General features: G+C 57.6%; 19 protein-coding genes and 2 tRNA genes. 15 read left to right on the top strand and 6 right to left on the bottom strand.

All coding sequences use genetic code 11. From position 1 onward, the window contains the following. The first annotated feature begins 176 nt into the window (after positions 1-176). The 10 genes from ACTQ40_RS08030 (at position 177) to ACTQ40_RS07985 (ending at position 8,899) form a co-directional block, all read left to right on the top strand. Positions 177-251 (top strand) — tRNA-Gly (locus ACTQ40_RS08030). Positions 252-445: 194 nt separating this feature from the next. Next, positions 446-1,792, top strand: a complete 1,347-nt coding sequence (gene purB / locus ACTQ40_RS08025; RefSeq protein ID WP_441563782.1) for an adenylosuccinate lyase — start codon at positions 446-448, stop codon at positions 1,790-1,792. A gap of 129 nt (positions 1,793-1,921) precedes the next feature. Further along, positions 1,922-2,185, top strand: coding sequence for a TIGR03905 family TSCPD domain-containing protein (locus ACTQ40_RS08020; RefSeq protein WP_441563780.1), 264 nt, complete (start codon positions 1,922-1,924; stop codon positions 2,183-2,185). A gap of 47 nt (positions 2,186-2,232) precedes the next feature. Further along, entirely contained in the window at positions 2,233-3,396 is a 1,164-nt protein-coding gene (locus tag ACTQ40_RS08015; RefSeq protein ID WP_427794048.1) for a hypothetical protein, read from the top strand. Between the two features lie 152 nt (positions 3,397-3,548). Further along, on the top strand, positions 3,549-4,271 hold the full coding sequence (locus ACTQ40_RS08010; RefSeq protein WP_006236208.1) for a response regulator transcription factor: 723 nt from the start codon (positions 3,549-3,551) through the stop codon (positions 4,269-4,271). 11 nt (positions 4,272-4,282) lie between these two features. Next, positions 4,283-5,848, top strand: coding sequence for a sensor histidine kinase (locus tag ACTQ40_RS08005; RefSeq protein WP_441563778.1), 1,566 nt, complete (start codon positions 4,283-4,285; stop codon positions 5,846-5,848). Positions 5,849-5,966: 118 nt separating this feature from the next. Next, positions 5,967-6,845 carry a phosphoribosylaminoimidazolesuccinocarboxamide synthase gene (locus ACTQ40_RS08000; RefSeq protein ID WP_154516897.1) on the top strand — a complete coding sequence of 293 codons (879 nt, stop codon included), beginning with the start codon at positions 5,967-5,969 and terminating at the stop codon, positions 6,843-6,845. Then, positions 6,846-7,421 (top strand): hypothetical protein, encoded by a 576-nt coding sequence (locus ACTQ40_RS07995; protein WP_441563777.1) that lies wholly within the window; start codon positions 6,846-6,848, stop codon positions 7,419-7,421. A 93-nt stretch (positions 7,422-7,514) separates the two neighbouring features. Further along, positions 7,515-8,795 carry an aminopeptidase gene (locus tag ACTQ40_RS07990; protein ID WP_441563776.1) on the top strand — a complete coding sequence of 427 codons (1,281 nt, stop codon included), beginning with the start codon at positions 7,515-7,517 and terminating at the stop codon, positions 8,793-8,795. A gap of 28 nt (positions 8,796-8,823) precedes the next feature. Continuing rightward, positions 8,824-8,899, top strand: a tRNA-Lys gene (locus ACTQ40_RS07985). A 1,362-nt stretch (positions 8,900-10,261) separates the two neighbouring features. On the opposite strand, the gene ACTQ40_RS07980 is transcribed toward ACTQ40_RS07985, so the two are convergent. Next, positions 10,262-10,657 carry a type I restriction endonuclease subunit R, EcoR124 family gene (locus tag ACTQ40_RS07980; RefSeq protein WP_441563812.1) on the bottom strand — a complete coding sequence of 132 codons (396 nt, stop codon included), beginning with the start codon at positions 10,655-10,657 and terminating at the stop codon, positions 10,262-10,264. Between the two features lie 168 nt (positions 10,658-10,825). Here ACTQ40_RS07980 and istA point away from each other — a divergent pair, with 168 nt between their 5' ends. The 4 genes from istA (at position 10,826) to ACTQ40_RS07960 (ending at position 15,292) form a co-directional block, all read left to right on the top strand. After that, entirely contained in the window at positions 10,826-12,067 is a 1,242-nt protein-coding gene (istA, locus tag ACTQ40_RS07975; protein WP_441547966.1) for an IS21 family transposase, read from the top strand. Then, entirely contained in the window at positions 12,060-12,836 is a 777-nt protein-coding gene (gene istB, locus ACTQ40_RS07970) for an IS21-like element helper ATPase IstB (RefSeq protein ID WP_154516839.1), read from the top strand. The genes istA and istB overlap by 8 nt, the downstream gene beginning before the upstream one ends. Before the next feature lie 348 nt (positions 12,837-13,184). After that, complete coding sequence (locus ACTQ40_RS07965) at positions 13,185-14,672, top strand: ATP-binding cassette domain-containing protein (RefSeq protein WP_154516842.1); 1,488 nt, start codon at positions 13,185-13,187, stop codon at positions 14,670-14,672. 461 nt (positions 14,673-15,133) lie between these two features. Next, complete coding sequence (locus ACTQ40_RS07960) at positions 15,134-15,292, top strand: hypothetical protein (protein ID WP_441563774.1); 159 nt, start codon at positions 15,134-15,136, stop codon at positions 15,290-15,292. Positions 15,293-15,462: 170 nt separating this feature from the next. On the opposite strand, the gene ACTQ40_RS07955 is transcribed toward ACTQ40_RS07960, so the two are convergent. From ACTQ40_RS07955 to ACTQ40_RS07935, 5 genes are all read right to left on the bottom strand, one after another. Further along, complete coding sequence (locus ACTQ40_RS07955) at positions 15,463-15,951, bottom strand: hypothetical protein (protein WP_154516847.1); 489 nt, start codon at positions 15,949-15,951, stop codon at positions 15,463-15,465. Positions 15,952-15,953: 2 nt separating this feature from the next. Further along, positions 15,954-16,376 carry a hypothetical protein gene (locus ACTQ40_RS07950; RefSeq protein ID WP_154516849.1) on the bottom strand — a complete coding sequence of 141 codons (423 nt, stop codon included), beginning with the start codon at positions 16,374-16,376 and terminating at the stop codon, positions 15,954-15,956. Then, entirely contained in the window at positions 16,376-16,615 is a 240-nt protein-coding gene (locus ACTQ40_RS07945) for a helix-turn-helix domain-containing protein (protein WP_441563773.1), read from the bottom strand. The genes ACTQ40_RS07950 and ACTQ40_RS07945 overlap by 1 nt, the downstream gene beginning before the upstream one ends. 424 nt (positions 16,616-17,039) lie before the next feature. Beyond that, positions 17,040-17,234, bottom strand: a complete 195-nt coding sequence (locus tag ACTQ40_RS07940; RefSeq protein ID WP_154516854.1) for a hypothetical protein — start codon at positions 17,232-17,234, stop codon at positions 17,040-17,042. A gap of 177 nt (positions 17,235-17,411) precedes the next feature. Further along, entirely contained in the window at positions 17,412-18,638 is a 1,227-nt protein-coding gene (locus ACTQ40_RS07935; protein ID WP_154516856.1) for a tyrosine-type recombinase/integrase, read from the bottom strand. A 623-nt stretch (positions 18,639-19,261) separates the two neighbouring features. Here ACTQ40_RS07935 and ACTQ40_RS07930 point away from each other — a divergent pair. After that, the coding region (locus ACTQ40_RS07930; RefSeq protein ID WP_441563771.1) for a hypothetical protein at positions 19,262-19,445 on the top strand (184 nt) is incomplete at its 3' end.

Genomic DNA, 19,445 nt, shown 5'->3' with positions numbered 1-19,445 from the left:
TGGAGACCGGTTTTAGATAATCAAACAAAAAAGCAGGTAGAAGACGGTGTAAAACAGGTTACTCGAGTCCCTGTTTTCGCAATTCGAGCAACAAGAAGATGATTTTCCATGCGTAAAACAAGGGTTAGTGCCCTTGTATCAAACAAGACAACCGCGTTATACTATCCCCCACATATGCGGGCATCGCCAAGTGGTAAGGCATCAGCTTCCCAAGCTGACACTCGCGGGTTCGAGTCCCGTTGCCCGCTCCAGTTAAAAGTACAAGCACGGCACCATCACGGTGTCGTGCTTTTTTCAATAAAGCGCCGGGACTCGAACCCGACAGGGTGTGAACGTTAGGCAAATGGCAAAATGTTAGGTTAATACCTGCTGCCTATACTTGCACCTGCGCACGGTACAATGGTTGAGTTACGACCAACGTGCCAATAACCAAAAAGGAGCCGCTATGATCGATCGCTATACCCGCCCGGAGATGGGACACATCTTCTCCCTCGAGAACAAGTACGCCATTTGGCAGGAGATTGAGGTTCTGGCCTGCGAGGCCCAGGCGGAGCTCGGCAAGATCGGTATTTCTAAAGAAGAAGCTCAGTGGATTCGCGACCACGCCAACTTTGAGAAGGCGAAGGTCGACGAGATCGAAGAAGTCACGCGCCATGACGTCATTGCCTTCCTGACCAATATGAAGGAGTATATCGACGCCGATGTTCCCGAGGGCGAGCCTAAGCCCAGCCGTTGGGTTCACTATGGCATGACCAGCTCTGACTTGGGCGATACGGCCCTGTGCTATCAGCTTACCCAGGCCTGCGACCTAATTATCGAGGACGTCAAGAAACTCGGCGAGATCTGCAAACGTCGCGCTTTCGAGGAGCGTAACACGCTCTGCGCCGGTCGCACTCACGGCATCCACGCCGAGCCTATGACCTTTGGTATGAAGTTTGGCTCTTGGGCCTGGGAGCTCAAGCGCGATCTGGATCGCCTTGAGGACGCTCGCAAGAACGTCGCCTTCGGTGCCATCTCGGGTGCCGTTGGCACCTACAGCTCCATCGAGCCGTTTGTCGAGGAGTATGTCTGCGAGCACCTGGGTTTGGTTCACGACCCGCTGTCCACGCAGGTTATCAGCCGCGACCATCATGCCTACCTCGCCGGCGTCCTTGCCACCACGGCGGCCACCTGCGAGCGCATCGCTACCGAGGTTCGCAATCTGCAGAAGACCGATACACTCGAGGCCGAGGAGCCGTTCCGCAAGGGTCAAAAGGGCAGCTCCGCCATGCCGCACAAGCGTAACCCCATCACCATGGAGAAGGTCTGCGGCCTGTCGCGCGTCGTGAAGTCCAACGCCCAGGTCGCCTTCGACAACGTCGCCCTGTGGCATGAGCGTGACATTTCGCACTCTTCTGCCGAGCGCGTCGCCCAGGCCGATAGCTTTATCGCGCTTGACCACATGTTCCAGTGCCTTATCCGTGTTATCGATGGCCTCCAGCTGTATCCGGCTCGCATGATGGCCAACCTCAACAAGACCCGCGGTCTCATCTTCTCCTCCAAGGTTCTGTTGGCCCTCGTCGATACGGGCATTACCCGTGAGGACGCCTACGCAATCGTGCAGGAAAACGCCATGGCGACCTGGCATGAGGTGCAGGACTGCGTTTCCGGCCCCACCTTCAAGGAGCGTCTCGAGGCCGATCCGCGCTGCACCGTCAGCCAGGAGAAGCTCGACGAGATCTTTGATCCGTGGGACTTCCTCACCCGCATCGATACGGTCTTCGATCGTCTGGAGCAGCTGAACTTCGAGTAGGTTCGGGCATAACGTTAGCTTTTTAGGGCGCTTTGCTGGTAATGTGTGTTGCCGGTAAAGCGCCTCGTTGCATTTAAGGAAAGACGGGGATAATAGTCGTCTCGAATGACATTCTGAGAAGGAGATCGCATGATTTCGTTTGATTACAAGCCCCAGGGCGTGTGTACTCGCAATATTCACCTCAATCTTTCCGATGACGGCAGCAAAGTGCTGGGCGTTGAGTTTACCGGCGGCTGCAACGGCAACCTCAAGGCCATCTCTAAATTGGTCGAAGGTGTTTCTTCCGATCGCGTGATTGAGGTGTTGGCCGGCAATACGTGCGGCATGAAAAAGACCTCCTGTGCCGACCAGCTTACGCGTGCCATCGAGGCCGCGCGTGCCGAGATTGCCTAATGAGTATTTTTGATCGCGTTAAGAATGGGGTAACGCGCCGAGGATTTGTGTTGGGTGGTGCTGCCGCGAGTGCTGCCACGCTGCTTGCGGGGTGCTCGAAAAAAACGGGCACCAGCGATGATGCTGCCGGTGAGCCGCAGGTTATCAAAGATGATTCCAAGATCGTCTCGATTACCGAAGAGTATGAGGCCGTCGACATTGATCTTAAGCCGACGGCGTCGTGGACGTTGCCATTGGGGACGCTGCTGTACTACTGCGATGGCGGTTACGCTGCGGCGATGATGGCGCCCGCATCTGCGCTGCATGCCAACACGCTTGGCGTGTTCAACATGGGGGACGGCTCACTCACTACGTTGATTGACGATCCTGTCGAGGGTTCCGGTTATGCGTTTTACGACGTTCGCGCCACCGATAGCGTGTTTGCGTGGGTTGAGATGAACTACGCGAATTCGTCGTGGAAGCTCTATGCGCAAACCCTGTCGGGCGCGGCGCTTACTGGTAATGCCGTTGAGCTTGATCGCGGCGGTGAGGATTACGACCCTCCGCTGTTTACCGCCTTTGACTCGTCGGTCATCTGGTACAAGATGCCTTCGACCGGTGGCAATAAGACCGGCAGCGATTCATATTGCTACCGCCGTTCGCTCGATGAATCTAAAGCGGAGGCAATCTGGAAGTCGACAGGCCGCTTTGCGTCTGCACCGCGCGTGAGCGATGGCATCCTGACTATCTCGCCCCGCGTGCGCAATGACGAGGGCGTCTATTACGGCATGACGGCGATCGACCTGACGGACGGCAACAATACCAAGAGGGCTCAGCTGGTCCTTCCTTCGTCGGTGTCACCTTTCGAGGCCGTATATATGGGCGATACGTTTGTGTTCTCCATTGAGGCGACCTATGCCGGCGTGGGCGGCCTGGGCAATATGGGTACCTACATTGGTAACGAGGGCGGCCCGTATCAATTTCTATCGCGCGAACCGCTTGCGTGCGCCGCCGGCAGGAAGGGCAAATATCTGGTTAAGGTTCAGGCGTCGCATTTTCTGATCGATACCTCCGCTAAAACCTATGGTTCGCTGCTGTCGCCCGACCGCGCTCTCGAATATGGCGATTATCCAGCTACGGCGGGAAAATCGAATACGTTTTTAACCTATGCCACGGTGCGCAATAGCCAAGGAATTCCCGAGACGGTTACCGCTCGCCTGTTCTCTCTTTAGCGCCGAGGGGTTAAAAAGGCGTCGACGGGGGAATAAGCCCATTGTAACCGTGAGTACCGCCCGCCGAGCTGTCGCGCCCATGCGATGCCCGGTGGGCTCGGGTGCGTTAAAATGGGCTTGTTCTTAGCTAATTGAGACAGGGGGGCCGTGTTATGGCTTCAGATGCAAAAAAGATTCTGCTGGTCGAGGACGAGAAGGCGATCCGTGACGCTGTCGCTGCCTATCTCGAGCGCGAGGGCTACTGGGTTGTTGGCGTTGGCGATGGCCAGTCTGCGATCGAGGAGTTCGAGAAGCACCAGTTCGACCTGGTTGTGCTCGACCTTATGCTCCCCAAGATTCCCGGCGAGCGCGTTTGCCGCACTATCCGCGATACCTCGGATGTGCCCATCATCATGCTTACCGCCAAGGGCGAGATCGAGGATCGCATCATCGGCCTCGAGCTTGGTGCCGACGACTACCTGATCAAGCCGTTCTCGCCGCGCGAGCTCGTCGCCCGCGTTCGAGCCCTATTCCGTCGTGCTCACCAGGCAGACGAGCCCGCCGTTGAGGTACTCGACTTTGGCGATCTGGTCATCGATATCTCGGGCCACAAGATCTTGGTCGAGGGCAAGGAAGTCGATTTGACCGCTTCCGAGTTTAAGCTGCTCACCACGCTTGCTCGCCATCCCGGTCGCGTCTATAACCGTATGGAACTGGTCGAGAAGGTGCTCGGCTACGACTTTGAGGGCTACGAGCGCACCATCGACAGCCATGTGAAGAACCTTCGCGCCAAGCTGGGCGACGACCCCAAGAAGCCTAAGTGGCTCTATACCGTTCACGGCGTCGGTTATCGCTTCGAGGCTCCGGCCAAGACCGATAAGTCGGACGAGAAATAGGTAAATCACATATGACACCTGCGCGCTTTGAAATCGGACAAAAGCACAAGCAGGAGAACGAGGCGGGTTCCAAGGCAAGTTGGAACACGCCTCGTTCCGATTCACGGCCGGCGATGAGCTATCCCTCGCGTATGGCTTTGGCTTTTGCCCTGACATCGCTCATGACGGTATTGGTGCTGGTGGGCGTTGTCTCCGTTGTGTGGGGCACCGTCTTTTCGGATTACACGCGCTCCAATATCGTCGAGATCGCCAATTCTGCTGCCGAAAAGCTTGCGACGTCGTATGAGGAAAACGGCAATTGGACTGCGGGCGAGCTGCGCACGGTCGCGACATCGAGCTTGGTGTCCGACGACCTGGGTATGCAGGTCGTCAACAAAAAGGGCGTTGTCGTTTATGACGACTCATGGCCTTCGGCAAGTGCGACCGCCGATGTGCGCGAGAGCGAATTGCCGTCGAGCAGCTCGAGCGGTAAAAAGGCCTCGCATAGCCCGGTCTCGTCAGCGCCCACCGACTCCGATAGCGTTGCCAACGTCGAAATCGTTACGTCCTCTGGCGAGCATGTCGGACAGGTAAAGCTATGGGCTATCGGCTCCGACGCTCTGCTCACTAAGGCAGATTCTGCATTTAGGGAGAAGACCTTTAACGCCATGGTTCTTGCCGCGGTTGTTGCAATCTGCATCTCGGTCGTTATCGGATCGCTCGTGTCGCGCATGCTTACCAAGCCGATTCATCGTATTACGAGCACAGCCAAGCAAATTCGCGACGGCGATCTGTCTGCTCGTACGGGCTTGCGCGGCGATGACGAAATCGATCAGCTGGGTGAGACCTTTGACGAGATGGCCACCTCGCTCGAGAAAGATATGAAGCACGAAAAGCGCCTGACCTCGGATGTCGCACACGAGCTTCGTACACCGCTCATGGCCATGCTTGCAACGGTCGAGGCCATGCAAGACGGCGTGTACCCCACCGACGACGAGCATCTGGAGACGGTCGCTTCCGAGACGCGTCGCCTCGCTCGTTTGGTGCAGCAGATGCTCGACCTATCGCGTATGGAAAACAGCACGGCTCCGCTCAATCTCGAACCGGTGGACATGGTTCCGTTCGTGCGATCGATTGTGAACGGCCAGGAGCGTCTGTTTGCCGACCGTGACCTTCGCCTTCGCTTTGCAGATGAAACCCAGGGGCACGACGATGTCGTCGAGGCCGATCCCGACATGATCACGCAATGCGTCATCAACCTCATGAGCAACGCCATGCGCTACACCCCCGAGGGCGGTTGGGTCGTAGTGTCGGTGCTCAGTGACCGCAAGCATGTCAGTATTGCCGTTTCGGATACCGGTATCGGTATTGCCAAGGACGATCTGTCGCGTATCTTCGGACGATTTTGGCGCGCCGATGCCAGCCGCGCCCGCGAAGCTGGCGGCCTGGGCGTCGGCCTCGCCGTAACTAAACAGATCGTCGAGCGTCACCATGGCTACATATCCGTGGAGTCGGAGCTTGGAAAGGGTACGACTTTTACGATTCATCTGCCCCGCGAGCACACGGCGGACGCGGCATCTACTACAATGGAGCACTAGCTTTTCGCTATTCGGTGAAGGAGGGGCCGCGTCCCTGCCGCTCCGAGTTTGCGAAAACGTGCGGGAAAGAACCCGCATTTCTATCGTATTTAGGTAAGGAGTGACTCACGTGACAACGATGGAGCGTCGTCCGGATTCCCGTGGCAAGGTTCGTGATATCTACGATGCCGGCGAAAACCTGTTGATGGTCGCCACCGATCGCATTTCTGCGTTCGACTTTATTCTTCCCGACGAAATTCCGTTTAAGGGAGAGGTGCTCAACCGTATCTCGGCGTTCTGGTTCGACAAGTTTGCCGATATCGTCCCCAATCACCTCGTCTCCATCGATCCGGCGGATTTCCCCAAGGAGTTTGCCGAGTATCGTGACTATCTCGCAGGCCGCGCCATGCTGGTTAAGAAGGCCCAGACGATTCCTATCGAGTGCATCGTCCGCGGCTATCTGACCGGTTCGGGCAAGAAGACCTACGACGAGAACGGCACCGTCTGCGGCATCCAGCTGCCTGAGGGCCTGACCGAGGCCTCCAAGCTCCCCGAGCCGCTGTTCACCCCGTCCACGAAGGCCGAGATCGGTGATCACGACGAGAATATCTCGTTTGAGCGTTGCTGCGAGATCGTTGGCGAGGACATCGCCACGCAGATCCGAGATCTGTCTCTTAAGATCTACAAAGCTGCCGCCGAGTATGCAGCGACCCGTGGCATCATCATTGCCGACACCAAGTTTGAGTTTGGTGTCATCGATGGCAAGGTCACGCTGATCGACGAGTGCCTCACGCCCGACTCCAGCCGTTTCTGGCCTGCCGCCAGCTACGAGGAGGGTAAGATTCAGCCTAGCTACGACAAGCAATTCGTCCGCAATTGGCTCAAGGCCAACTGGGATATGACGGGGGAGACCCCGCATCTGCCCGCCGAGGTCATCGATGGCACGTCCGAGCGCTATCGCGAGGCCTTCCAGATCATCACGGGCTCCCAGTTTACAAGCATGAAGGAGAACGCGTAAGTGAGTACCCGCAGCGCCACGAACAAGCGCACGCAATCCCACGAGGTTACCGGGGTTGCGCGCAAGTCCGCCGCATCCGCCAAGCCAGCTCGTCAGGCAGCGAGTTCTGTTCGCGTCGTGCCGGCATCATCCAAGGCACGCCGCAAGGAGATCGAGAAGGGCGAGAGCCTCGAGGGCCTCTCTAAAGAGGAGAAGCGCGCCCGCAAGGCTAAGCGGCGCGCCAAGGAGGACCGCATCTACACGGTGTCGAGTATCCTTCTCAAGCAGGATGAGGACTACACCAAGCGCCGCCGCATCTGGTGGGCCGTGCTTACTATCGGCATGGTGCTCGTCGTGGCCATTTGGTCTTCGCTGTACTTCGCTCCCGCTGGCATGGTGTCCAGCCCCGTCCAGATGGCCGGCATTGTTTTGTCCTACATCGTCATTCTGGGTGACTTCATCTACGACTTCGTGCGCATCCGTCCCTTGCGTAATATGTATCGCGCGCAGGCCGAGGGCATGTCCGATAACAAGCTCAACGCTATCATCGAGCGCTCGGCTGCCAATGAGGACAAGAAGGCCTCCAAGAAGAAGTAGTAGCGTTACAACCTATAGATATCGCTAAGATATAAGGCGCGTCGTTTTTTGCGGCGCGCCTTTTTACTGTCCTGTAGATAGATGGAGTGGCACATGATTCGAGCTGCCCTGACGGTCGAAGAGGCTCTGGAGGGTATGAAGTCCCTGGAGCCCAAGATTAGAAATTATGCGCGTCTCGTTGTCCGCAAGGGCGTCAACGTTAAGCCCGGTCAGGAGGTCGTCGTTCAGTCTCCCGTCGAGTGCGCGTCATTTGCGCGCGTGGTGGTTGCGGAGGCTTATGACGCCGGTGCCGGTCACGTGACGGTCATCTGGGCTGACGATGCCGTGACGAGGCTTACCTACGAGCATGTCGAGAAAAGCTATTTTGAGCAGACTCCCGAGTGGAAGCGCATGCAGCTGGATTCGTTGGCTCAGGACGGAGCCTGCTTTATCTTTATTGAGGGCACGGACCCTGCTGCCCTCAAGGGCATCGATCCCGCTAAGCCTGCCGCAGCTTCTAAGGCGAGGAACATGCAGTGTAAGGTCTTCCGCCGTGGACTGGACTACAACATTAACCCGTGGTGCATCGCCGGCGCTCCGGTCGCTGCTTGGGCGCGCGAGGTATTCCCGGGAGACGCCGATGAGGTTGCAGTCTATAAGCTGTGGAATGCGATTCTGCACACCGCTCGTGCTGATGGCCAGGACCCGGAGAGCGACTGGGAGCTCCATGACGCCACATTCGAAAAGAACCTGCGCTTCCTAAACGATAATCAATTTGATTGCCTGCACTACACCGCTTCGAATGGAACTGATCTGACGATTGGAATGACGAAAGGCCATGAGTGGGCCGGCGGCAAGGGAAAAACTCCCGACGGTCACCCTTTCTTCCCCAACATTCCCACCGAGGAGGTCTTCACCTCGCCCGATCGTATGCGCGCCGACGGCATCGTGTACTCGGCTATGCCGCTCATTCACCACGGCAATAAGGTTGACGATTTTTGGATTAAGTTCGAGAACGGCCGCGTAGTGGACTATGACGCTCGCGTGGGTAAGGCAACGCTTGCGAGCATTATTGAAACCGATGAAGGTGCTGCTCATCTGGGCGAGGTCGCGCTTATTTCCAAGAACACACCGATTCGTGAAAGCGGCATTCTATTCTACGACACACTCTATGACGAGAACGCCAGCTGTCACCTTGCGTTGGGTGTCGGTTTTCCCGAGTGCATCGAAAGCGGGTATGACATGTCCAAAGAGGAACTTCTGGAGCATGGCGTCAACGTTTCGAGCACGCACGTTGACTTTATGATTGGCACGGACGACATCGATATTACGGGCATTACACCTGATGGACGTGAAATTGTGATTTTCCAGAACGGCCAATGGAGTTGGGAATAGTCTCAGACCGTGGTACAATGCCATCCGCGGGCCGTTAGCTCAGCTGGCAGAGCAGGGGACTTTTAATCCCAAGGTCCAGGGTTCGAACCCCTGACGGCCCACCATAGTTTTCGCAGGTCAGAGACGGTGTTGTCTCTGACCTTTTTCTTTGTGTACCCCACGAGTACCCAAAACGGTACCCCTCAAATCACGTGGATTCCATAATTCTGGGCTGTCTGTAGAGGGGTATAGCGTCCCGATGGTCGGACGGATGGATCATTGTTGATGCGTCCGTCCATCCGTCCGAGGGGGCAGGGGACGGCCCGAGCGAGTGCGAGCGTTCTGCGCGCTTTCGATAGCCGTAGGGGCTCCATGCCTAGCTCCAGGCTGTTGGAAGGGCGTTGAACGCGAGCTTCGAGCGCGGATTGAAGGGTCAACCGAGTGGCTCTGTGGTGGGGCGGGCTTCATGACGATTCGGCAGCCCACACCTATTTCTATAACTTATATATCTATATAAAAGGGGAATTGACTTCATGTCAATTTTGCAACTTGTTTACCTGCGGATATGCGGAATTGGATGCCCCCTTTTGAGGGTGGGTTTAAATTGACATGAGGTCAACCGAAATTGACATGAAGTCAATTTTTATTGACATGAAGCCAATCCTTTCTAGGGTTAGAAATTGACATGAGGTCAATTTCTAACCCTGTTTTTTTGGAAGGAAAAAGCCCTTGCGTCCATATTGTCTGTGCCGTTGGTGCAGTCGCATCAAGCAGGAGCTCGCAACATGTCGCAAATGCGGCTGAGCAGAAAGCGCAAGCAGACGGCGGCGCGTCTCTAAAAGATGAGAACCCGGACTATGCCGGTTGGCTTACGGTCGAAAGGACCTCGATCTCAACGCCCGTTGTCTCATGCCGCCAGGGTGACCTTAACGGGCTCTACCTCAATCACGGTTTCGATCGCTTGCCGTCATTCTCCGGGTGTCCGTTTTTAGCTGAAGGCTCATCGCCATCAAGTACGAATATGCTCGTGTACGCCCATAACATGGGATATGGAAACCTTGGCTTTACCGAGCTCCAGAATTGTTATCGGACGGATTGTTTTGCAAATATTGGAGCCGTGACATTCACGAACGCAAATGGCAATACCACTCGCTATAGGCCGTTGTTCGGCTTGAGAGTGCCTAAAAAATTTGATTTGCTTCTACGATTTGACTTTGCTGGAGAGCCAGACTTCAAGGCCTGGCTTAATTCTTTGTCCGAGCACGCTAGCGCGAAGTCAGATTCCGCTGGGTCCGACTCTGTTATCACTTTGGTGACATGCTCTTCCGCGATTGGCGGTGATCGATACCGCAGCGTTTTAGTTTGCAGGAGAGCATTTTGATTAAGGCAGATGTCCTTCCTAGAATATAGTCATGATTTCTTGAACTCAGGAATAGGCCCTAATGATTCGAGATAATGCGAATCATTAGGGCCTACATGCTGTCTTTCTAATCCTCGGGAAGCTCGATTGGGTAGTGGGCCGTCAGGCTTCGGTACTTGCGGTAGAACCCGGACAGCAGGTCGGCCACGCGGTGGCGTTGTCTGTCCCTCGCCTCGGCCTTCGCGCCGAAGCGCGAGCCGGGCGGCATGACCCTCGTCACGGCGGTGCCCTCCTGCGGCACGCCGCCGACCTCGAACGCCTCGTGCATGAGGTCGCGCGTCGGCTCGGCCTTCAGCCTCTCGGCCTCGATGATGCCGGATATCTCGTCCTCCATGGAGTCGGCCACGAACTTGCGCCAGTTGCGCTCGACGGCGTCGTGGCGCTCGGACTCGGGCGCGGCCGGGTCGATGTCGAACTGGGCGTCCGCCTCCCCGAAGCCGGCGATCTCGAGGAACCGCTCGATGAGCTCGGACTTGTGTTAATGCCAATATAAATCCCGCCAGTTATGCCAACATACAGCGCCAATCGCACCAACGCAGTTGCGCCGATCGCACCAACGTATTTCTGCCGATTTGACCAATGGGAATATGCTCTTCCCGCCTCGATATCTGTCTGGCGGGAAGGAGCGGGATTGGAAGAGAGGAACATCATGGGCGAGCTGAACATGTACAGGCAGCTCGGGCTGAAGCCCAACTTCAGCGAGATCGGAAGGCGATACGGCCTCGATCGCCACACCGTCTCACGGTATTGGAACGAGGGAGGGGATGTCGACGACGGGAGGTGCAGGCGCCCCAGCGGCTTCGACAAGCACGGCGACCTGATCGCGCAGAAGGCCGCGATGCCCGGCGCCACCAAGAAGGCGGTGCACGAGTACCTGCTGCATCGGTGCAAGGGGCCGTCCCTGCCCGGCTACAACGCCTTCACGCACTACTGCCGCAAGCACGACGTGCGCTTCGACGGAGGGGCCGAGCAGGATGCCCATCCCCGATACGAGACCCCGATGGGCCGCCAGCTGCAGTTCGACTGGAAGGAGGACCTGCGCATGGTGAGCAGGCACGGCGAGGTGTTCGAGTTCAACGTCTTCTCCGCCACCCTGGGGTACTCCAGGATGCACAGGTTCGTCTACACGAGGGGAAGGACCAGGGACGACCTGCTCGCATGCTGGATCTCCGCGATATCGTTCTACGGGGGCATCGCCGAGGAGTGGCTCACCGACAACATGTCGGCGATAGTCGGCTTCGAGGGGCGCAGGCGCGTCAAGAGCCCGCGGGTGCTGCGGTTCGCCAGGGAGGCGGGGTTCGAGCTGCACCTCTGCAAGCCCGGCTCGCCGGAGACGAAGGGCAAGGACGAGAGCGCGAACCGCTTCCTGGGCAGGCTCTCCGTCTACGACGGCGACTTCGAGGACGAGGACGACCTCATCGGCATAATCGCCCACATAGAGGCCAGGTCCAACGCGGAGCCGAACGAGACCACGGGGCTGCCGCCGGCGGTCCTGTTCATGAGGGAGAAGGAGCACCTGCGGCCGGTGGGCAACATGGCGCTGCTGGAGCAGATGGCCGGGGACGTCAGGACCCAGACGGTGCCCCCGACCATGCTGGTCAGGGCCGCGGGCAGGGAGTGGTCCGTGCCCCGCAGGTGCATCGGGAAGAAGGCCAGGGTGATCACCATGCCGGGCGGGCAGATCAGGGTCACCGTCGCCGGAGAGCTCGTCGCCGTCCACGATGCGTCGCAGGGCACCGGCAGGTTCAATTATACAGACGAGCACTACATGGAGGCGCTGGAGGGGAAATCCCGCTACGCGGACGCGGACATCAGGGAGGCGGCCATGGAGAACCTCAGGCTCCTGGAGGAAATGGGGGAAGTCGATGGATAGCGCGATCGCGGAGGCGAGCCCCTACGTCAGGGCGCAGCGAAACCTGGCCACCCTGAAACTGGACCAGATGGCGGCATCGCTGCCCGACTACATGAGGATGGTTTCGGAGGGCGACATGGAGTTCGTGTCGGCGCTGGCGGAGATGACCTCCGCCGAGGTGAGGTCGAGGGAGCAGCGTATCCTGAGGCAGAGGCTCAGGTCATCGGGCTTCCCGTACGTCAAGTCCCTGGCGGACTTCGACTGGTCGTTCCAGCCCTCGGTGCCGAGGCCGAAGGTCGAGGAGCTGGCGACCCTGCGGTTCGTCGATCGCGCCGAGAACGTCCTGCTCGTGGGCAGCCCGGGGGTCGGCAAGACGCACCTGGCGATCGCGTTGGGCGTCGAGGCGGTGAGGGCCGGGAGGGAGGTGCGGTTCATGGACTGCGCGCGCCTGGTCGACGACCTGAGGGACGCCCAGTCCAGGGGGATCCTGAAGAAGAGGCTCAAGTACTACGCCCACTCGAAGCTGCTGATAATCGACGAGCTGGGCTACCTGAACATCGACGAGGGCGGCGCCGACCTGCTGTTCCAGCTGGTCAGCACCCGGTACGAGCAGCGGTCCACCATCATCACCACCAACGTGGGCATCGGGGGCTGGGCCAAGGTGTTCGGCGACGAGGTCGCGGCGAGCGCCATCGCCGACAGGGTCTGCCACCACTGCAGCATGATAAAGATCACGGGCAGGTCCTACAGGCTTAAGGACCTGCCCGCGGAGAAGAAGAGGGAGGAATGAGTCGGCGGGCGCGCCGAAACCGGTGAAAACGCGTTGGTGCACATGGCGCATATATGTTGGTGCAACCGGCGCGATATGTTGGTGAATGTGGCACAAACTATATTGACATTATCAATTACCATGCTATAATCCTAGATATCAATCATCCAGCGGGGCCTTTGGCAAGCGCCGCTTCGAGTTAGGTCAGGTTAGATGAAGAACTAGCGATGCCCGTTTCGGGTACCCCATACGACCATTCTGTACATCCGGTCGCGCTTCAGGGTGCCGCATCGCTTCAGTGCCTTCTCGTTCCAAATCCATACATCGCGTGCCTGACCCCTGCGCGACCTCCTCTCAAAGGAGCTCGCCATGCAACTGAATCTCACTCACATCAGCTATACCTACCCCGGTACGGCATCGCCAGCCATCGAAGACGTCAGCGCCACGTTCCCATCGGGATGGACGGGCATCATCGGCGACAACGGATGCGGGAAGAGCACGCTCGCCCGTATCGCCGCCCGCGTTATTACACCCGATTCCGGGACGGTGAGCCCGAATCTGTTCGCGTCGTATTGCGAGCAAGACTCGACCCAAGAGCCAGACAAGCTCTTCGATCTCGCATCGGATTGGGGCAAGGAGGCGCAACGGGCAAGGGCGCTGCTCCGCATCGAAGACGACTGGTTCTGGCGCTACGACACGCTCTCGGGCGGTCAGCAGAAGCGGTTCCAGATCGCGTGCGCCCTCTATGCACAGCCAGATGTCCTCATCATGGATGAGCCGACCAACGACCTCGATGCCGCCACGCGCGACATCGTGAAGGAGGCGCTGGCCTCCTTCAGCGGCATCGGCATCCTCATCTCGCACGATAGGGATCTGCTCGATGGCCTTGTGGGCCAGAGCCTCATGTGCGAGGGCACGCGTTGGACCATGCGCCCCGGCGGGTACTCGAAGGCAAGCGACCAGGCGGCGAGCGAACGCGCCTCTGCGATGAGGGATCGCGAGCAAGCCTCTCGTGAAGCTAAGCGCCTGAAGGCAGAAGCCCAGCGCAGGAGCGAAGAGGCGGCACGTCAGAAGGGCAAGCGAAGCAAGCGCGGCTTGAGCAAAAAAGACAGCGACGCTCGGGAGAAGATCGGACGCGCCATAGTCTCTGGAAAGGACGGCGTTGCAGGGAAGCTCTCGTCCAAAATGAGCGGGCGGCTCGCAAAGGCCGAGGCAGAGCTTTCTGAGAAAACCGTCTCGAAAAGATACGACCATCGTATCGGCGAGTTCGGCGTCGCTGCGCGCTCAAGTTGCGTGGCGCACTTGGAGGCATCGCGACTGTCTGCTGGCGAGTTCTCGATAGATGTGCCGGAGCTCTGGATCTCGCCAACGGATCACGTGGTGTTGACCGGTGCGAACGGAACGGGAAAGAGCCTGGTGGTACGAAGCGTCATCGAATCTGTCCCCGACAATGTCAAAGTTGCGTACGTTCCCCAGGACGTCGGGCCAGAGGAACGCGAGCGAGCACTGAGGCATCTCCGAGACCAGGACCAGGAGACGAAAGGTCGCATCCTCTCCATCGTGGCGCGGTTGAACTCCGACCCTGACAAACTGCTCGATGGCGACGATTTGAGTCCTGGCGAACTCCGCAAACTCATGCTTGCTGAACAGCTTGTTACGAATCCCAACCTCCTCGTACTCGACGAGCCGACGAATCATCTTGATGTGGGTTCTATTGAGGCGCTGCAGGAGATGCTGAGCGGTTTCTCTGGCGCGTTACTGTTGGTTACGCATGATAGACAGCTGTCGGAGGCAGTCACGCAGATTGGCTGGGAAACTATTCAAGGTGAGAGCCTGATGAGATTGCTGGTCGTCTAAACAATGGGTTTTATAAAAGAGCCTTGTCGGGTGGATTTGCAGCTTCAGTTTGCAATTATTGTTTAACTCCGCGTGGGTAGTCGCAAGCGGCTTGCTCGTGACGACAGCGACTATTGCCAAAGGGTGGAACAAATAAGGACTCATAGAAACCCTTGGTCGGTGTGCTAACATGATTACAGTGAGTAAGTAAGTCTTCAATAACACTAAGCCATTACATAATAAAATCCGACTCCGCGCCGTCAAAATCCGACTCCAAGCCCTCTTCCGGCTCCTCCGGCAAGCCGTCCCATGAGCATACGTGGCAGGCGCAGTACCGCAACGACCCCGTATACGAGACCCGCACTCGAACTGTTGTAGACCAGGACGCATGGGACGAGCAGGTTCTAAGTGGCTCGCATGCTGTCTGTTCAGATGGTACGGTTTTCTACGACAATGCCGCTCTTGCTGCTTACTGCAAGAAAATGGCAATGGCTGGAACGCCCGTTTCGTACTACACCGTGGATGATTACACAACCGTTCACCATGAAGCAGTGACGCATCAGGAGACATATCAGGTACAGACCGGGACCAAGCAGGTCCTCACCGGCTACCGCTGCTCTGGCTGCGGCGCCACGAAATAGGCCCGAAGCGGATAGATGGACTGGCTTCATGGAACCAGGTGCGAATTTGCTCCGCGCCATTTCGCTCTTCGGTCGATTCGGCTTCGCCCTGCTCTTGATAATACGACCGGAGCACTTCGGGAAGAGGCTCCCGCTCGGAATGGGTGGGAGCCTCTGTTTTACCGAGTCCTTTATTGATTCCAACCTTTAGCCTTGGCGGCTTTGAGGACAGCAGCGTACCGCAGTTGCAGGACTCCATCGACTGCGTCGATTAGACCGCGCCGTAATAGTGCGTTCTTCGTTCGGGACATGCTGTCGTTTCCAACGGCAAAGAACGCGGCCAAGTCCTGATTGGACTTTTTGAGCCCACAAATGGGGTATCCCTTGCGGGTACCGATGCGCTCGTAACGCAGTATCTCGAGCATGAGCTCTAACTCGAGTTTCCCCCGTGCAACGAGGTACAGCCAACGATTGCTTTTGTCGGCGCGGAGCCGTGCTCTTGCCGATAATTCGGCTTCACTTGCAGCGGCGCAGATTTGTGGTGGTTCAGAGCCGCTGAGCTGTGTAAACCGTTCACGTGATATAGTATTTTTAATGCTAATCGCACTCTTCGTGGTGCTTGGCGCCGCCGGAGCTACTACTTCCGGCGGCGCTGCTTTTTTAGGCGGATCTTCATCCATGATTATCGCCTCCGTTTCTTTTTAGGACGCCCGCCACGGGTGCCGCCGACGATCATTTTTCCGTGCCTAACAAATTCAGACTCGATTGCTGGTAAATACAGTAATCCGTCAGTGCCCACAAAAACGAGCCCTGCTGCGGCCAGCGCATTTACATGTTCGGCCGCGATGGTCGATTTGCCGCGCGATCCATAAAGCTGCAATGCGAGCAGCTCGTTGTCTGCTGGCAATGAGTGACCTGAAGTCGATGATGCGAGCGAGCACATTGCGAGCCATACGCCTATATCTGCGTATGTTCTGTCACCGCGAGCTGCATACAGTTGTTTGAGTTCGAGGGTGTTTGTTATCGGCAGCTCAATTCGCAGCGAGGGCAGCTGCGCATCCCATGCCGCTTCGATTGCTTCGTCATCACTTATCGAACGAGTCATTATGCTGCGCCTTTATTACTGTCGCGCAGGCCGCAGACGCTCAGCAGGTCATCGCGATTGATCTTCCAGCAACGGCCGATTTGCACTCCGCGAATGTCGCTGCGCTCGACCATGCGGATTAGATGTTTGGCGCTGATCCCAACGGCGGCTTCAGCAGTGCTCGGTGTGATAAGTAGCGGTAGCGAGGTGTAGCCCCCCGCGCGGAACCGCTCAACGATGGCCTGCTCTGATTTGCGCATAGTCGCGCTCCTTTCTGGCCCGTTCTGGGCTCACAAGACTGGACGGCTTTTGCCGTTAATAAAAGACTAAGTCGCTTGTAACCCCAGTGCGGACCCATTTGGTGCCACGCGGTGCCAAATGGTGACAAGCCCGAGCATGGGGCATATTGCTTTCTTAAATCTGTGGTTATGAGAACGAGGGTTTCGCCCTGCAGGGCGCCGGGTTTTAGGGCAGAGCCCTAACAAGCGCCGAACCGTAGGTTTCGGCGCGTACGCGGACGGGCAAAACGCAGTTTTGTACGGCAGCGTACGACTCTTGCGTATTTCAAAAACCTACCCTTACGGTCATTTCGCCCGATTAAGTCTGTCCCGCTCTAAACGGTGGGTTTCCGTACTCGGGCCCGCCTTTCGCCTTAGCCGAAAGGCGGGCATTGTGTGGGGTCGTCTAGGGATGCTTTTCAAGGTTGGCAAGCATCCAGCCCATGACCTTGTCCTCATCCAGTTCGAGATAGATCCGACAACCTTCCTCGTCCCTGTTGCGATAGGGCTTCGAGCGCCTGACGACATAGCCCGCCCTCTCCAGCTGGTCTGCCAGGCAACCGACCTCGGCAGTTTCGCCGCTTATCCTGAATTCGAGCATGGTTCACCTCCGTTTCATTGTCTGAATAGTCTGAATAGTCTCTATAAGAAACAGCTGTCTAGCTGGTCTTTTGCTCAAATCAGAGCCGATTTTCGGCCTTGAAAAAGAAGGGTCGGCACCGAAGGACGGCTCATGTTTTTACGGGCCAAAAAAACAGTATCTGGACGCCGCATAGCCCTATTTTCCGACCGCTCGTAGTTCCAAGATTTCAGTCGCAGGCGGTGCCGCCGTCATCGTTGCCGCCACAGCATCCATTGCCGTTCGCTTTGCTTGAGGGTTGACGCCCGTGTAGATGTTGAGCGTCATGGCAGCGTTGGCGTGGCCCAGGAGCGAGGACACGGACTTGATGTCCGTCCCCGCGAGGATCGCTGCGGTGGCGAACGTGTGACGCAGGTCGTGGAACTTGGGCGGCTCGCCCTCCGAGCCCACCAGCCCTAACTGTCGAACCGTGACGGCCCAGTGACGCGACAGGCGCTCGGGGGCCATGAACTCGCCGTCAGGGCCGCCCAACACGAACATCGATTGCTCGAATGGCACGCCTGCCTTAAAGCACTCGGCGCGTGCTGAAGTTAAGCGGCGTGTAAGGATCCCCACGACTTCATCCGGCATGGGAATGCTCCTCCGGCTCCCGCCGTTTTTTGGCTCTTTCTCGTAATGGCCGTTTTCGCCGAAGCCGATAGATGCTTTGACGTGGAGTATCCTCTGCTCGAAGTCAACGTTTCGCCATCTCAGAGCGAGTAGTTCTCCGCGCCTCATGCCTGTGAGAAGTGCGAGGTAGATCCCCACGTTTTCGGGGCAGTCGCGAGCAATGGAGAGGAATGTGAGCAGCCGTCCGCGCTCGCGCTCGTCCAGCGCATTGGGCTCACGGTGACGGGCCTTGGGCACGCGAACGCAGTCAACGGGGGAGTAGTCGATCACGCGGAGCCTGCCGACGGCGTCGCGGTAGGCGGCCTTGAGCAATGTCACGCTCTTGCGGATGGTGGATGGCTTGTAGCCCTCCTCAACGGCCCAGTTAATCCAGTTTTGAGCTGCTGTTACATCCAGCGAATCGAACTCAATACCGCCGATTCTGCGCTCAACGAGTCGCGCGGCACCGCGGTAGTCGTAGACGGTTGAGGACTCAATTGAGCCGGATGCACTGAGCATGTCGATATAGCCGTCTAGCAGGTCTTTCACTGTCTTATGGGCCATGCTGCCAAGTTTAAGTTTCTTCTGTGCAAGATCTTCCATCTCTTCGCGCCATTCCTTCAACTCGGCCTGAGCTGCACGTTTCGATTTGGCGGCCATGACCTTGCTGACCTGCCCATATGTTCCGTCTTGTTTCTTGAATTTCAGACGTCCGCGCCATCCGCCGCAGCGGTACGGGATGAGACAGGACGAGGTGTAGTAGCGCTTGGGTTTCACGGGGCCTCCACGATTGCGGATGTACCCCCGCGTGTACCGCGGGGTGTACCGATTGTGATTGGAATAGCCCTGTCCTTGCAGTCCCTTCAGTCTAATGAAACCGCAGGTCAGAGTGGGTGTAAGGTAGCACTGCTCAATTCTAAAATCAAACGATATTCCGCTTTTAATCCCAAGGTCCAGGGTTCGAACCCCTGACGGCCCACCATAGAATAGAAAAGCGACTGGCGGATGCCGGCCGCTTTTTTGTTGCCGGTGCACGGGTTCGAACCCGAAAGGGCGCGGAGCTGAGGAAACGCGTCAGCGTTTGCCAGCGCAGCGCGCGAGGCGCGGAGGCGCCGAAGCGGCCGCCCGCGCAGCGGGCCCGAACCCCTGACGGCCCACCATAGAATAGAAAAGCGACTGGCGGATGCCGGCCGCTTTTTTGTTGCCGGTGCACGGGTTCGAACCCGATCTTCTCTATATATAAGGACGCCTGGCGGCCAAAACCAGCCTTTTACCGACAGGAAACCAAAACCAGATGCCGTTAGAGTAAAGTAGCGCACCAGAGATGACCGATACCTCAACACCTATAAACCAGCTGGTCATCGCCAATACCAGAAGCCGATGCTTCAGATATGACTTCAGTGGAACAGCTGAAGGATCAATTTATTTGTGAACAAAATATGGAGTGCGTGATTCCCGCCCCGCGGGCCCCTCCGGTCTGGCAATATATCTCCTTGCCGCGCGGCCCGGTCGGACCGGGAACCGGCGCAGGCGTGCACCTTGAGAACCGGATACTGCGAGGATGGACACACCAGATGTGTCGCA

It is taken from the genome of Collinsella sp. Sow4_D11 (assembly GCF_052116465.1).
Lineage (GTDB): Bacteria > Actinomycetota > Coriobacteriia > Coriobacteriales > Coriobacteriaceae > Collinsella.
This window is presented reverse-complemented; position numbering and strand designations above follow the sequence as displayed.